The following is a 13,413-nucleotide window of genomic DNA, read 5'->3' on the forward strand; positions in this document are numbered from 1 at the left end:
TCGCCGGGGCAAGTGACACTGCCCTTTTCATCGCATAGACCAGGGGCGAAATCCTGCGCCTCGGGTTGATTGAATGCAGATAGAGACCACCTTCCTTTCCGATGTTTTGATCCTGACGCCTGCCCGTTTCGGGGACGAGCGGGGTTTTTTCTCGGAAAGCTGGAACCGCAGGACCTTGTCCGAAGCTGGCGTGAACCTGCCGGACTTCGTGCAGGACAACCATTCGCTGTCGCGCCGGGCGGGGACGGTGCGGGGACTTCACTACCAGGCGCCTCCTTTCGCGCAGGGCAAGCTGGTGCGCTGCGGGCGCGGCGCGCTTCTGGACGTGGCGGTGGACGCGCGCTTGGGCAGCCCGACCTATGGCCAATGGGTTTCGGTCGAACTTTCCTTCGAGAACGGCCGGCAGCTGTGGATCCCCGCGGGCTTCCTGCACGGCTTTGTCACGACCCAGCCCGACACCGAGATCGTCTACAAATGCACCGCGCATTACGACCGTGCCAGCGACGGCGCGGTCCGGTGGGACAGCCTTGGGATCGACTGGGACGTCAGCGATCCCTTGCTGTCCGACAAGGACCGCGACGCCCCGGCCTTTGCGGATTGGCGATCCCCGTTTGACCACATGGTGGCGGCATGAGGATCCTTGTCACGGGCGGCGCGGGCTTTATCGGCTCGGCCGTGGTCCGGCTTGCGGTGTCGCGCGGGCACGAGGTGGTCAATGTCGATGCGCTGACCTATGCCGCCAATCCCGCCAATGTGGCGGATGCGGCGGCCAGCCCGCTTTACACCTTCGAGCATGTCGACATCCGCGACCGCGCGGCCCTGGACCGCGTCTTCGCCGCCCATCGCCCCGACGCAGTGATGCACCTGGCCGCCGAAAGCCATGTCGACCGATCCATCGACGGCCCCGGTGCCTTTGTCGAGACCAACGTGATCGGCACCTTCAACATGCTGGAAGCGTCGCGCCACTATTGGACGGCCCAAGGCCGGCCGGAAGGCTTCCGCTTCCACCACATCTCGACCGACGAGGTGTTCGGATCGTTGGGCGAGACGGGGCAGTTCACGGAAACCACCCCCTACGACCCGCGCAGCCCTTATTCCGCCAGCAAGGCCGGGTCCGACCATCTGGTGCGCGCCTGGCACGAGACCTATGGCCTGCCGGTCGTGCTGACCAACTGCTCGAACAACTACGGCCCCTACCACTTCCCCGAGAAGCTGGTCCCGGTCGTCATCCTCAAGGCCCTGGCGGGCCAGCCGATCCCCGTTTATGGCGATGGCGGCAACGTGCGCGACTGGCTTTACGTCGAGGATCATGCCGATGCCTTGCTGCTGGTGGTCGAGAAGGGCCAGATCGGCCGCAGCTACAATATCGGCGGCGAGAACGAGGCCACGAACATCGACCTGGTTCGCACCATCTGTGCCCATATGGACAACCTGCATCCCGAAGGCGCGCCGCACGCGGACCTGATCACCTTCGTGACCGACCGCCCCGGCCATGACCGCCGCTATGCGATCGACCCGGCCCGTATCCGGGACGAGCTGGGCTGGCGGCCCTCGGTCACGGTCGAGGAAGGGCTGCGCCGGACCGTCGAATGGTATATGGGCAACCGCGACTGGTGGCAGCCGCTTTTGTCGCGCGACGGCGTGGGCCAGAGGCTGGGTCGGACAGGATGACCGGGCTTCTGGTACTCGGCAAGTCTGGCCAACTGGCCCAAGCCTTGGCACGGCTTGTTCCCGACGCGACCTTCTGGGGCCGCGCCGAGGCCGATCTGTCCGATCCGCAGGCGGTGGCGGCAAGGATCCGCGACCTGCGCCCGACCGCGATCATCAATGCTTCGGCCCATACGGCCGTTGACCGGGCCGAGACCGAGATCGAGGCCGCCCTGGTGCTGAACGCCACCGCCCCCGGCGCCATTGCCCGGGCGGCGGCGGAAGGGGGCATCCCCTTCCTGCATGTGTCGACGGACTATGTCTTCGACGGCTCGGGCGAGCAGGCGCGGGGCGAGGATGCGCCCACGGCGCCGCTTGGCGTTTACGGCCGGACCAAGCTTGCGGGCGAGGAACAGGTGGCGGCAGCCGGCGGGCAGTGGGCGGTCATGCGCACGTCCTGGGTGTTTTCCGCGGATGGCGCAAACTTCGTCAAGACCATGCTGCGGCTCGGCGCCGAGCGCGACGAGATCACGGTGGTGGCCGACCAGGTCGGCGGACCGACCGAAGCCGGCCGGATCGCCCAGGCCCTGCTGGAGATGGCGCGGCAGATGCTGGCCGATCCTGCCAAGGGTGGGCTTTACCATTTCGCGGGCGCCCCCGATGTCAGCTGGGCCGATTTCGCCCGCGCCATCTTCGCCCGCGCCAGGCTGTCCTGCCGGGTGCGCGACATCCCCAGCAGCGATTATCCGACGCCCGCGCGGCGCCCCGCGAACTCGCGGCTGGATTGCGCGCGCATCGGGCGCGACTTCCGCATTGCCCGGCCCGACTGGCAGGCCGATCTGGACCGGGTCTTGAAGCAACTGGGATATCCGACATGACGACGCGCAAGGGCATCATTCTGGCAGGCGGCTCGGGGACGCGCCTTTATCCGATCACGATGGGCGTGTCGAAGCAGCTTTTGCCGCTTTATGACAAGCCGATGATCTACTATCCGATCAGCGTGCTGATGCTGGCCGGCATCCGCGAGATCGCGATCATCACCACCCCCGAGGACCAGGCCCAGTTCCAGCGGCTTCTGGGCAGCGGCGAGCAATGGGGGCTGCGGTTCGAATGGATCATCCAGCCTTCCCCCGACGGGCTGGCCCAGGCCTATATCCTGGCCGAGGATTTCCTGGCCGGCGCGCCCTCGGCCATGGTGCTGGGCGACAACATCTTCTTCGGCCACGGGTTGCCCGAACTGCTGAAGGCGGCAGGCGGGCGTGACAGCGGCGGCACGGTCTTCGGCTATCGCGTGGCCGATCCGGAACGCTATGGGGTGGTGGATTTCCAGAGCGACGGCCGGGTGCGGGCGATCATCGAGAAGCCGGACCTGCCGCCCTCGAACTTTGCCGTGACGGGGCTTTACTTCCTGGACGGCACCGCGCCCGAGCGCGCGCGCCAGGTCCAGCCCTCTGAAAGGGGGGAGCTGGAGATCACCACGCTTCTGGAAAGCTATCTCCATGACGGCAGCCTGACGGTGGAAAAGATGGGCCGCGGCTTTGCCTGGCTGGACACCGGCACCCATGGCAGCCTTCTGGATGCCGGCAACTTCGTGCGCACCCTGGAAAAGCGCCAGGGCCTGCAAACCGGCTGCCCCGAGGAGATCGCCTTCGAGGCCGGCTGGATCACCGAGGACGCCCTGCGCGAACAAGCGCAACGCTTCTCCAAGAACGCCTATGGCCGCTACCTGATGGGGCTGCTGGGCCCGCACTGACGCAGCCGTCCCGCAAGCGCCGCCGCATACAAGGCAGCAGTTCCCGTCCCCGTCTGACGGTAAATCCCAAGACGGGCCAATTCCTTTGCCGCGACCGGCCCCGGTCTTTGCAGCAGTGCCCCGAACCTATCCAGGATCCGCCGGTTCTCCGGCAGGAGTTCCGATCGGACGACCTGCAGGGCAGCGTGATTGGCCGCAAGCCAGGCGCCGTACTCTCCGGCCAGCAGCATCCCGACGCGTTGCGACAAGGCCTTGACAGTATCGTTGCGCCCCATGACGCTTTGGGGGTGCTGGCGATAAAGCAGGGCCGGGACTGCGTCATGGATCAGTGCAGCACCCGCACCTGCGGTGACCTGATAGGCCCACCAGTCATGCGCCTCAAGGTCGTGCTGCTGCGCAGGGCCCACGCAGCGGCGCAGGATCGCGGCCGCCGGGGCATTGAAGACCGATGTATTGCCCGCCATGATCGCCTGAACCAGGGCGTTCCGGAAACCGAGGGGGCGGCGGAAATGCCGCGATGGGGCCAAGGGCCGCAGGTCATGGTCGGCGATCACGGTGCGCGCGGCGTAATGCGCAGCGCCTTGGTGATGAGACAGCGCGGCCAGGGCGCGGGCCAGCTTGTCGGGGAACCAGACATCGTCCTGATCAGAGAAGGCGATTGGGCCATCGGGCGCGATCGACAGCAGATGCAGGAAGTTCTGCGTCGCCCCTCGGCTGGGGCCGCGAACGATCCGGACCTGGCCGGCAGGACGTGACGCCGCGAAATCCGCGATGATCTTCGGCGTCCCGTCATCCGATCCGTCGTCCGACACGATCAGCTGCCAGTCCCGGTGAGTCTGCGCCGCGATGCTGTCCAATTGCGCGCCGATGAACCGCGCGCCGCGATAGCTGGCCAGCAGGATCGTCACGGGCGCGTCGGGATCGGTTCGGGTCTGGCGGTCCACCGGCATGTCCTTGGAATGGGCAGGGCCGGTTTCTGCCCTGCCGCCCCTGAGGATGCAACCATCAGCCCGCCTGGCGTGCGATATCCTCGATCAGGATGGCCTTGACCGGCAGGCTGGTGGCGGCCTGGGCTGCCTTTTGCAGACGTTCCCGCAAGGGTGCCAGCCGGGCCTCGGCGGTGAAATTGCCGTCGAAGCCGCCGGTATTGGCGTGGATCAGCAGCTCGCGCAGCAGTGCATCCCGCAGGCGATGTTCCTGCTGCTTCATCGCGGCAAGCTCGGCGCCGCCCGTCTCGATCGTCAGGGTCAGGATCATCACCGCGCCCATGTCGCCATTGCGCATCAGGGGCACGAAGAACTGAGTCGGGAAGGTGAACCAGCCTTCCGCGGAAACCGGGGCATCGCCATGTCCGTCGCCACCGCCATGATCCCCGGCAGCCACGTGGCCTTCTGCCGCGGCGGGCGCGGCATGGTCCGAGGAGCCTTCGGCGCCATGATCTTCGGCTTTTGCGGCGCCGTGCCCGTCATCCACGGGGGATTGGGCGGCATGGTCGGCCGCTTGGGGCGCGGGACGCAGCATGTCGCCGGCGGCGACCCCCCCGGCCAGCGCCACGACCGGGATCAGCATCGGCAGGAACTTCTTCATGAACGACCTCAGTAGGGCAGGATCACGTCGGCGATCTGCTGGCCGAAGCGGGGTTGCTGCACATCGGTGATCTGCCCGCGCCCGCCATAGCTGATGCGCGCGCCTGCGATGCGGTCATAGGCGATCTCGTTGCTGCGGTCGATGTCGGCGGGGCGGACAAAGCCGCTGACGGTCAGTTCGCGCAGTTCATAATTCACGCGCACCTCTTGCGTGCCTTCGATCTGCAGGGTGCCGTTGGGCAACGTGTCGATGACGGTGGCAGCGACCCGCAGGGTCAGCTTGTCGCGCCGGGTGATGTTGCCGCTGCCCTTGTAGGTCGACGACGATTCGGCCTCGGCCAGGTTGTCGAAGCTGGCGCCATCGGGCAGTTCCCGGTTCAGGCGCTGCGGGATGCCGATCATCTGCGGGATCGAGACGCTTTCGCCCGACTGGCGGCTGCGCCCCGAGGTGTTGGTCATCTGCGCCTCGTCGTCGATCTCGATCACCACCGTCAGGATGTCGCCACGCGTTGCCGCCCGCCTGTCGCTGATCAGGGACGAGGTGGTTCCGGCCCACAGCGACGCCGCGGCCTCGGGTCGGCCCGAATCCACCGGGATCTCCAGTGGCGGATTGGTCATGGCGATGAACTCCTCGCTGTTGCGCGGAGAGGTCAGGCTGGGCGGCTTGCCCATGTGATCGGCCCGCGCGCAGGCCGACGCGGCAAGGACAAGGCAGAGAAGGGGAATGGGATTCATCGGTGGTCCTTACTTCATCGCCACAAGGCTGCCGTCCGGCTGGACGACGGCGCTGATCGTGGCGCGGGATTCGAGGTTCATGACGCGGATCACATCGCCCGCCGCGCCGTCCGCCAAGGTCCGCGCGGTGGTGACGATGCGCAGGCTGCCCCGCTGGAAGACCAAGGGATGCATCTGGTTGCGCGCGATCAGCTTGGGCGCTTGCAGCAACGACGCCTGCAACGGGCGGCCTTCGTGGATCGTGATGCGGGTCTGCAACCCGATCGCCTGCGAGGGATCGGACAGGCCCGGCCGGTCGCCGTCGATGGCGCGGATGTCGGCCGGGGTGATGATGGTGCCCGCGGGAAGGGTCCGCGCTGCCGCCAGAACCGCTGCGGATGCGGGCAGGGGCGCCAGGGCCAGAAGAAGGACCAGCCACCGCATCAGCGCACCTGCGTGGTGGCCGCCAGCATCTGGTCGGCGGCGGTGATGACCTTGGCGTTCAGCTCGTATCCGCGCTGCGCCTTGATCAGCTCGGTGATCTCGCGCACGGAATCGACCGAGCTATCCTCAAGGTAACCCTGCCGCAGCGTGCCCAGGCCTTCCTGGCCTGGCGTGGTCACCTGCGGCGTGCCGGATGCCGCGGTTTCCAGGAACAGGTTCGATCCGATAGCCTCGAGCCCCTTTTCGTTGGAAAAGCCCGCAAGGGTCAGCTGCCCCAGCAGTTCCGGTTCGACCTGGTCGCTGAAATAGGCGAAGACTTCTCCCGCCGCATTGATCGAGATCGAGCGTGCATCGTCCGGGATGGTGATGCCCGGTGCGACCGCATAGCCGTCCGAGGTCACGATCAACCCGTCGGGCGAGCGTTTCAGCCCGCCGTCGCGCGTATAGGCCGAGATGCCCGAGGGCAGCGTCACCTCGATATAGCCGTCGCCGTCGATGGCCAGATCCAGGTCGCCCCCGGTCTGGGTCAGCGCACCCTGCTGCAGGTTGATGCTGACGGCCGTGGGCCGCACCCCCAGGCCCAGCTGGACGCCGGCGGGGATGACGGTGCCGTCGGCGGCGGTCACGGTGCCGGGGCGGGTTGCCTGCTGGTAATGCAGGTCCGCGAATTCCGCGCGGCGGGCGTTATAGCCGGTGGTGGACATGTTGGCGAGGTTGTTCGAGATGACCTCGACCCGGGTCTGCTGCGCGCTCATGCCGGTGGCGGCGATCTGCAGGGCTCTCATGGCTGGTCCTTTCAGCGGGTCATGCCGGAGATCGCGCTGCGGATGCGCTGATCTTCGCGGTCAAGGAAGGATTGGCCCAGTTCGTAGGCGCGCTGGACCTCGATCATGCGGGTGATCTCGAAGACGGAATCGACATTCGATTCCTCGAGGAAACCCTGGCGGATGCGGGCGTCATCGACAGGCTCTGGCTGCTGGTCGATGGTGAAGGCGGTGCCGCCCTTGTGGGTCAGTTGCGCGTCCTGGGGGGCGGTGAAGATGCCGATCTTGCCGAAGGCCACGCCATTCGCGGACATGGTGCCGTCCGCGCCCACTGCGACGCCACTGGCGCCCGCCGGGACCACGATGGGCGCCATCCCTTCGTCCAGCAGGCGAAAGCCGTCGGCGGTCATCAATTCGCCTTCGGCCGAGGGCAGGAAGGCCCCGGCGCGGGTCAGGCGGTTGCCGTCCGGGGTTTCGACCAGGAAGAAGCCCTCGCCTTCGATGGCAAGGTCATAGTTTCCGTTTGTCTGGGTTAGCACGCCCTGGTCCAGATCCAGCGTGCGGCCGCGGGCATGGGCCATCGACAGCGTGTCGCCCCTGCGGTCCAGCGCCGACAGATGCTCGGCGAAGATCACCCCTTCCCGGCGAAAGCCGGTGGTGTTCGCGTTGGCGATGTTGTTGGCCACCACCCGCATCTCGGCCATCAGCCCGGCCTGGCGGGTCAGCGTCGCGTAGATCGCGTTGTCCATGGGTCAGCTTCCCGCGATCAGGGGGATGATCTGCCCCAGATAGAAATCGGACAGGGCGGTGGTCATGAAGCTCATCGAGACCCAGAAGACCCCAAGCATCAGCCCGACCTTGGGCACAAAGGTCAGCGTCATTTCCTGGACCGAGGTCAGCGCCTGGAACAGGCCGATCACGACGCCCGCGATCAGCGCCACCGCCAGCATCGGCGCGGAAATGCGGACCGAGATCAGCAGCGCCTGGCGCAGCATGTCGAACAGCAGCGTTTCATCCATGGATCACACCGGCATCCGCAGGATTTCCTGATAGGCCTCGACGACCTTGTCGCGGATGGCGACCACGGTCTCCATCGCCATTTCGGCCTCGGCGATGGTCTGGACCAGGCGGTGTGTTTCCACCTGGCCGGTCATGGCGCCGGTCGCGACCTGATCCACCTTGCCCATCTGGGCTGCGAAATCCTCGGCCGCGTTGGAAAGGGCCTGGACGGCCGGGCCGGGCTGGCCGGGTGCCACGGCGGTGCGGGCGGCGGAATAGGCAGTGGCTGCATTCAAACTGGTGAACATGGGCGACCTTTCTAGCGGCGCAGAAGTTCCAGAAGGGACGCGCCCATCTGGCGCGTCTGCTCGAACATTTTCAGGTTGGCTTCATAGCTGCGGCCCGCCTCGCGCGAATCGGCGATCTCGATCACCAGATCCACGTTGGAGCCCAGGTAATAGCCGTCCTCGTCCGCCAGGGGATGCGAGGGGTCGTAAAGGCGCGGCAGCTCGCCCTGGTCCAGCCGCACCTTCGATGCCTCGACCTCTCCGCTGGGGCGGCCGAAGCGGACGGCCTCCTCGAAGGTGACCAGCTTGCGGCGGTAGCCGGGCGTGTCTGCATTGGCGATGTTCTCGGCCGTGTGGCGCAGGCGTTCGCTTTGCGCGCGCATCCCGGAGGCGGCCAGGTGCAGGGCGGAAACGGGACGATCCATCACACCCTCCGCCCGATGCTGGTGCGCATCAGGTCCAGCGCAGAACTGTAGATGCCCAGCGACAGGTCATGGCCGCGCTTCACCTCGGCCGCCTTCAGCATCTCCTCCTCCAGCGAGACCGAGTTGCCGTTGGGCGAGACGCCGGTTTCGTCGGCCGTCTGACGGATGACGGGCGACCATTCGGGAAGGGCCAGGTGGCGCGCATTGGTGGTCCGCAGCGGGGTGGTTTCCGCGCTGCGGTAGCTGTCGGCAAAGCTGGCCGTGTCGGCTGCCTTGAAGCCGGGCGTATCGGCATTGGCGATGTTGCGGGCCACGACAAGGTGCCGCTGGCTGGCATGGGCACCCAGGGCACGGGCCATGCGCATCATTTCGATCTTTTCAAACATGAGGCTTCTCCTCATTGGCGATAACCCGGTCTTAACCCCGATTCGTTTAGAAACCGTTTGCGGCTGGAAAAAACGGATGGCGGACATGGATCACCTGACTTCGATCGCGGCACGGATCGGCGATCTGCGCATGACGCGCCACTTTGGCCGGGTGCATTCGATGCAGGCGGGGTTGATCCGGGTCGAGGGGCTGAACAGCCATGCCTCGGTCGGAGACAGGGTGCTGATTTCGCTGCAAAAGGGCCAGGTCGCGGGCGAAATTGTCGGGCTTGCGCCGCGCCATGCGGATGTGCTGCCCGAGGGCGATGCCGAAGGGCTGTCAGTGGGGGCCGAGGCCGAGTTGCTGTTCGTGCCCACCATCGCCCCATCCGACGCCTGGATCGGCCGAATCATCGACCCGCTGGGCCAGCCCCTGGATGGCCGCCCGCTGCCGTCGGGGCTGGCGCCGCTGCCCTTCCGCCGCGAGGCCCCGCCCGCCGTGCGCCGCAAGCGTCTGGGCGCGCGGCTGCCCACGGGGTTTGCGGTCTTCGATACGCTTCTGCCCTTGGTGAAGGGCCAGCGGATCGGGCTTTTCGCGGGATCGGGCGTGGGAAAGTCCACGCTGCTGTCGGGTCTTGCCAAGGGCGTTCAGGCTGATGTCGTGGTCATTGCCATGATCGGCGAACGCGGGCGCGAGCTGCGCGAGTTCGTCGAGAAGACCCTGGGGCCGGACGGCATGGCCCGGTCGGTGATCGTGGCCGCGACATCCGACCGCTCGCCGTTGATCCGGCGGCGCTGCGCCTGGGCCGCGATGGCCGTGGCCGAGCATTTCCGCGACCAGGGGCGCCATGTCCTGTTCCTGGCCGATTCGATCACCCGCTTTGCCGAGGCGCACCGCGAGATTGCTTTGGCAGCGGGCGAGCCGCCCAGCTATCGGGGCTTTCCGCCCTCGGTTTCCAACCTGATCATGGCGCTTGCCGAGCGCTCGGGTCCGGGGTTGGAGGGGACGGGCGACATCACCGGCATCTTCAGCGTGCTTGTTGCAGGGTCCGACATGGAGGAGCCGGTGGCCGACATCCTGCGCGGCACGCTGGACGGCCATGTGGTGCTGGACCGCACCATTGCGGAACGCGGCCGCTTTCCGGCCATCGACGTGGTCAGGTCCGTGTCCCGGTCACTTCCCGATGCGGCCACGGCGGAGGAGAACCGGATGATTGCCAAGGCCCGGGCGGCACTTGGCGCCTATGCGGAATCCGAGCTTATGATTCGCGCGGGTCTTTATGCACCAGGGGCCGATCCCAAGCTGGACGAGGCGGTCAAGCTGTTCCCGCAGCTGGACGATCTCGTCACCCGCCGCACCCCGGGCGTGGCTGAAAGTTTTCAGGAACTTGCGGCTTCGTTGCGGGTTCAGGGCCACTCTCGCCAGACCGGACGGGGGTGACTTGTCGCGCAAGCGGCTGAGTTCGCTTAATGAATGTTAGACCGGGGTGTCGGCCATTGCGTAGCGCAGCACGATTTGCAACTGTCCCGTGCCTTAGCAAGGGGACGGAATTGGCGATCACCGAGTATTTTGTCCGCTATCTTGAACAGCGAGACGAACTCTCTCCCCAGGATCTGGCGCGGCTCAGGGCAATCCGGACCGAACATGCCAGCTTCGCTGCCGGAGAGGTGATTGTTCCGGCAGGCAGCGTCCCGTCGCGCAGTTGCATGATGCTGCGCGGGATTTCGGCGCGGTCGAACCGGCTGGTCGGGCGGCCGGATCACCGGGTCATCACGGCCCTTCAGGTGCCCGGCGATTTCGTGGACCTGCACGCATTCGTGCTGTCGAAGCTGGATCATTCCATCATCGCCGTCGGCCCGGTCGAGGTCGAGTTCATCGACCACGCCGAATTGCTGGAGATTTCCCGGAACTTCCCGCATCTGAGCAGGCTCTTGTGGATGGCGACGCTGATCGATTCGGCGATCCATCGGCAATGGCTGGTGGCTGCCGCATCCCTGCGGTCAAGCGCGCATCTGGCGCATCTCCTGTGCGAGATCTACACGAGGCTGAATGCCGTCGGCGCGGCGTCGGATGGCCAGTTCCAGCTGCCGCTGCTGCAACGCGAACTGGCCGACATCCTGGGATATTCCCCGATCCACGTGAATCGGGCCGTCCGCGATCTGCGGGATCGCCAGTTGATCCGCTGGACAGGATCGGACATCACCATCACCGACTGGAAGGGGTTGTCGTCATTGGCGCGGTTCGACCCGTCCTATCTGGACCTGGAACGCGTCAGGCGCTGATCGATCGCCGTCACTGGCAAAGCCGCCAACCACCACGCCGGACCGCGACATCGAAATGCAGGTGGTCGTCATGGGCCTCGTTCGAGCCGGGGCCGAGAACCGTCGTGAAGAACAGGCACCCCGCCGCACGAACGGCGCGCTGGAACGCCTCGGGCAGATCGCCTGATTCCGTGCGTGGCTGGATTGCCAGCGGCTCCTGTCCGTCAAAGACGAAAGCCGCAATGTCGATGGCATTCCCCAGGGCGTGTTCCGACAGCTTGGGCTTCTCGGCGCCAGTGCCGATGCGCGGGCGGCAGTCATAGGTGGTGCCCAACTGCAGCGCCACGACCCGGGGCGCACCAGGCAGCATGGCGGATGCCGGGCGCAGGAAGTCGCGCGCCCAGAACCCAAGCGCACGGGCGGTATCGCAGCGCATCACCGCACCCCCTTCAAGGGTCAGGTCCGGCAGGATCCGTTCTATCCGGATGGGTCGGGAAATGCCGCAGTCGGCATCCTGGGGGTCGGAAAGGGCAGGTTCCTCGGAATAGGCAGCGCCCAGGTAGGACAGCGCGAGCTTGCAGGCAGCATAGTCCGCATCGCTTTCGCGCAGGGTGAACCAGCGGGGAGGGACAGGGGGGCCAAAGGCCTCGGCCTGCTCGGGGGGCGGGTCGCCTTGTGGTTTGGGTGCGTCCGCCGCCGATGTCTCGTCCTCGTCCTCGACTTCGGGACGGGCCGGCGGCGCGGCGGGAAGGGGCTGCGTTTCGATCCCTTCCGGCCGCTCCGGCGGGCGGTCCTGTGCCTGGGCGGGGGCCAGGTGGCACAGGGCCAGGACGCCCAGGGCCGGCCCCCAGCGGATCACGGTTGTTCGTCCACGGGGGGAACCACGAATCCGCTGGGCAGGGCGCCGGTCAGGGCGTCCGTCAAGGGATCCACGGCGGGCGCCAGGGCATCGGCCTCCTCCTCGGAGGTGTTTTCATAGACAGGCTCGGCCGGGGCGCGTTTGGCGGCCAGGGGGTCCGTATAATCCAGGGGCGCGGCGGCGGGGGCGGTCTGGGCAGGGTCGGCCACGGCTGTTGCAGGCGCCGCCGGTTCGGCGGGCATGGCCGGTTCCGCCGGGGCGGCAGCGGGGGCCGCACCTGTCGCCTGGGCAATGGTCACGCCCTGGGGCAGGAACTCGACCACGGTGCTGCCTGTGCTGACCATGCGGGCCAGTTCCTCGGCGTCCCAGTTGGTCAGCCGGACGCAGCCCATCGACTGGTTGCTGAACAGTTGCGACGGGGTAGGCGTGCCGTGGATCCCGTAGGTGGGCTTGGACAGCCCGATCCAGACCGTGCCCACCGGGGCGTTCGGGCCTGGCGGGATCACCAGCACCTTGTCATTGTCGCCCTGCTGAAAGTTCTTCTTCGGATCATAGGTATAATTGGGGTTCAGCGCGACCGTCTTCACGCTGTGCGTCCCCGAGGGCGAGGGGGTGGCCGAGGATCCGATGGTCGCCGGATAATCGACCAGCAGCCGGCCGTTCGAATCATATCCGGCCACCCGGCGCGTGTTCACGTCGACCAGGATCCTGGCGACGCTGCCGCGCATCCGGCTGCCCGTATCGACGACCCTGATCGTGTTGCCGGGCACCAGATCCACTCCTGGATTGAGAAAGCCGATGAACTTCTCGTCCATGTGGAACCGCTCGCCCAGGCGTTCGGCGACGCTGGTATGGGCCATGGCAGGCATCTTCGCCTTTTCGGCATAATCGGTCGGGATCGCATCGACCAGACCCTCGGCATCCTCGGCGGTGATGGTATAGTCCTTGGTGGCGGGCAGGGCCGCGAAGGATTGCAGAAGGTTCCAGACATGCGGATCCATCACCCCGTCGATGGGCAGACCCGAGCGTCGTTCGAAGGCCATGATCGCGCTCTGGCTCATGCCGCCCTTGAAGCCGTCGATCACCCCGGGCGAGATCCCCGACCGATCCAGAAGGACCTGCACCTTTGTCGTCAGCGCCGACCGCCCCTTGGGCAGGTCGCCCCCGTCATAGGTCGCGGCCTCGATCTGGGCCGCGGTGAAGGGCGTGTCTGTCTGCGCGGCCGCGGGCGCGGCTGACAGCGCCGCAAGAACAAGGGCGAGCGGGATTCGAAGGGTGAATCGCGGCATGAAACTCTCCGTCGGGATA

At 66.7% G+C, this 13,413-nt stretch carries 18 protein-coding genes; 6 read left to right on the plus strand and 12 right to left on the minus strand.

Features of this window, described 5'->3' with window-relative positions; translation table 11 throughout:
- Positions 1-73: 73 nt before the first annotated feature.
- From rfbC to rfbA, 4 genes are read left to right on the plus strand one after another with little or no spacing between them, the layout of a single operon-like run.
- Entirely contained in the window at positions 74-634 is a 561-nt protein-coding gene (gene rfbC / locus FIU66_RS01575; protein ID WP_167621071.1) for a dTDP-4-dehydrorhamnose 3,5-epimerase, read from the plus strand.
- Complete coding sequence (gene rfbB, locus FIU66_RS01580; protein WP_167621072.1) at positions 631-1,671, plus strand: dTDP-glucose 4,6-dehydratase; 1,041 nt, start codon at positions 631-633, stop codon at positions 1,669-1,671. Before rfbC ends, rfbB begins: the two co-directional genes overlap by 4 nt.
- Entirely contained in the window at positions 1,668-2,525 is an 858-nt protein-coding gene (gene rfbD / locus FIU66_RS01585; RefSeq protein WP_167621073.1) for a dTDP-4-dehydrorhamnose reductase, read from the plus strand. Before rfbB ends, rfbD begins: the two co-directional genes overlap by 4 nt.
- Complete coding sequence (rfbA, locus tag FIU66_RS01590) at positions 2,522-3,400, plus strand: glucose-1-phosphate thymidylyltransferase RfbA (RefSeq protein ID WP_167621074.1); 879 nt, start codon at positions 2,522-2,524, stop codon at positions 3,398-3,400. The genes rfbD and rfbA overlap by 4 nt, the downstream gene beginning before the upstream one ends.
- On the opposite strand, the gene FIU66_RS01595 is transcribed toward rfbA, so the two are convergent.
- The 10 genes from FIU66_RS01595 to FIU66_RS01640 form a co-directional block, all read right to left on the minus strand.
- On the minus strand, positions 3,370-4,344 hold the full coding sequence (locus FIU66_RS01595) for a glycosyltransferase (RefSeq protein ID WP_167621075.1): 975 nt from the start codon (positions 4,342-4,344) through the stop codon (positions 3,370-3,372). The genes rfbA and FIU66_RS01595 overlap by 31 nt on opposite strands.
- A 61-nt stretch (positions 4,345-4,405) precedes the next feature.
- Positions 4,406-4,987, minus strand: coding sequence for a hypothetical protein (locus tag FIU66_RS01600; protein ID WP_167621076.1), 582 nt, complete (start codon positions 4,985-4,987; stop codon positions 4,406-4,408).
- Positions 4,988-4,995: 8 nt separating this feature from the next.
- On the minus strand, positions 4,996-5,721 hold the full coding sequence (gene flgH / locus FIU66_RS01605) for a flagellar basal body L-ring protein FlgH (RefSeq protein ID WP_167621077.1): 726 nt from the start codon (positions 5,719-5,721) through the stop codon (positions 4,996-4,998).
- 9 nt (positions 5,722-5,730) lie between these two features.
- Complete coding sequence (gene flgA / locus FIU66_RS01610) at positions 5,731-6,144, minus strand: flagellar basal body P-ring formation chaperone FlgA (RefSeq protein ID WP_167621078.1); 414 nt, start codon at positions 6,142-6,144, stop codon at positions 5,731-5,733.
- Entirely contained in the window at positions 6,144-6,929 is a 786-nt protein-coding gene (gene flgG / locus FIU66_RS01615) for a flagellar basal-body rod protein FlgG (protein ID WP_167621079.1), read from the minus strand. Before flgG ends, flgA begins: the two co-directional genes overlap by 1 nt.
- 11 nt (positions 6,930-6,940) lie before the next feature.
- A complete protein-coding gene (locus tag FIU66_RS01620; protein WP_167621080.1) occupies positions 6,941-7,657 on the minus strand; it encodes a flagellar hook-basal body complex protein in 717 nt (238 codons plus the stop codon).
- 3 nt (positions 7,658-7,660) lie between these two features.
- Positions 7,661-7,927, minus strand: coding sequence for a flagellar biosynthetic protein FliQ (locus tag FIU66_RS01625; protein WP_167621081.1), 267 nt, complete (start codon positions 7,925-7,927; stop codon positions 7,661-7,663).
- 3 nt (positions 7,928-7,930) lie between these two features.
- Positions 7,931-8,215 carry a flagellar hook-basal body complex protein FliE gene (gene fliE, locus FIU66_RS01630; RefSeq protein WP_167621082.1) on the minus strand — a complete coding sequence of 95 codons (285 nt, stop codon included), beginning with the start codon at positions 8,213-8,215 and terminating at the stop codon, positions 7,931-7,933.
- Positions 8,216-8,226: 11 nt separating this feature from the next.
- A complete protein-coding gene (gene flgC / locus FIU66_RS01635; protein ID WP_167621083.1) occupies positions 8,227-8,619 on the minus strand; it encodes a flagellar basal body rod protein FlgC in 393 nt (130 codons plus the stop codon).
- Positions 8,619-9,005: a FlgB family protein gene (locus FIU66_RS01640; protein ID WP_167621084.1), complete on the minus strand. Its 387-nt coding sequence runs from the start codon at positions 9,003-9,005 to the stop codon at positions 8,619-8,621. Before FIU66_RS01640 ends, flgC begins: the two co-directional genes overlap by 1 nt.
- 85 nt (positions 9,006-9,090) lie before the next feature.
- Between FIU66_RS01640 and FIU66_RS01645 the strand changes: the two genes are divergently transcribed.
- Both FIU66_RS01645 and FIU66_RS01650 read left to right on the plus strand, forming a co-directional pair.
- Positions 9,091-10,425, plus strand: coding sequence for a FliI/YscN family ATPase (locus tag FIU66_RS01645; RefSeq protein ID WP_370528934.1), 1,335 nt, complete (start codon positions 9,091-9,093; stop codon positions 10,423-10,425).
- A gap of 110 nt (positions 10,426-10,535) precedes the next feature.
- Positions 10,536-11,267, plus strand: coding sequence for a Crp/Fnr family transcriptional regulator (locus FIU66_RS01650; protein WP_167621086.1), 732 nt, complete (start codon positions 10,536-10,538; stop codon positions 11,265-11,267).
- Positions 11,268-11,277: 10 nt separating this feature from the next.
- On the opposite strand, the gene FIU66_RS01655 is transcribed toward FIU66_RS01650, so the two are convergent.
- Positions 11,278-12,105, minus strand: a complete 828-nt coding sequence (locus tag FIU66_RS01655; protein ID WP_167621087.1) for an extensin family protein — start codon at positions 12,103-12,105, stop codon at positions 11,278-11,280.
- Complete coding sequence (locus tag FIU66_RS01660) at positions 12,102-13,394, minus strand: L,D-transpeptidase (RefSeq protein WP_167621088.1); 1,293 nt, start codon at positions 13,392-13,394, stop codon at positions 12,102-12,104. The genes FIU66_RS01655 and FIU66_RS01660 overlap by 4 nt, the downstream gene beginning before the upstream one ends.
- Positions 13,395-13,413: the final 19 nt, after the last annotated feature.

This window comes from Paracoccus sp. AK26, assembly GCF_011801365.1.
In the GTDB taxonomy this organism is placed as follows: domain Bacteria; phylum Pseudomonadota; class Alphaproteobacteria; order Rhodobacterales; family Rhodobacteraceae; genus Paracoccus; species Paracoccus aerius.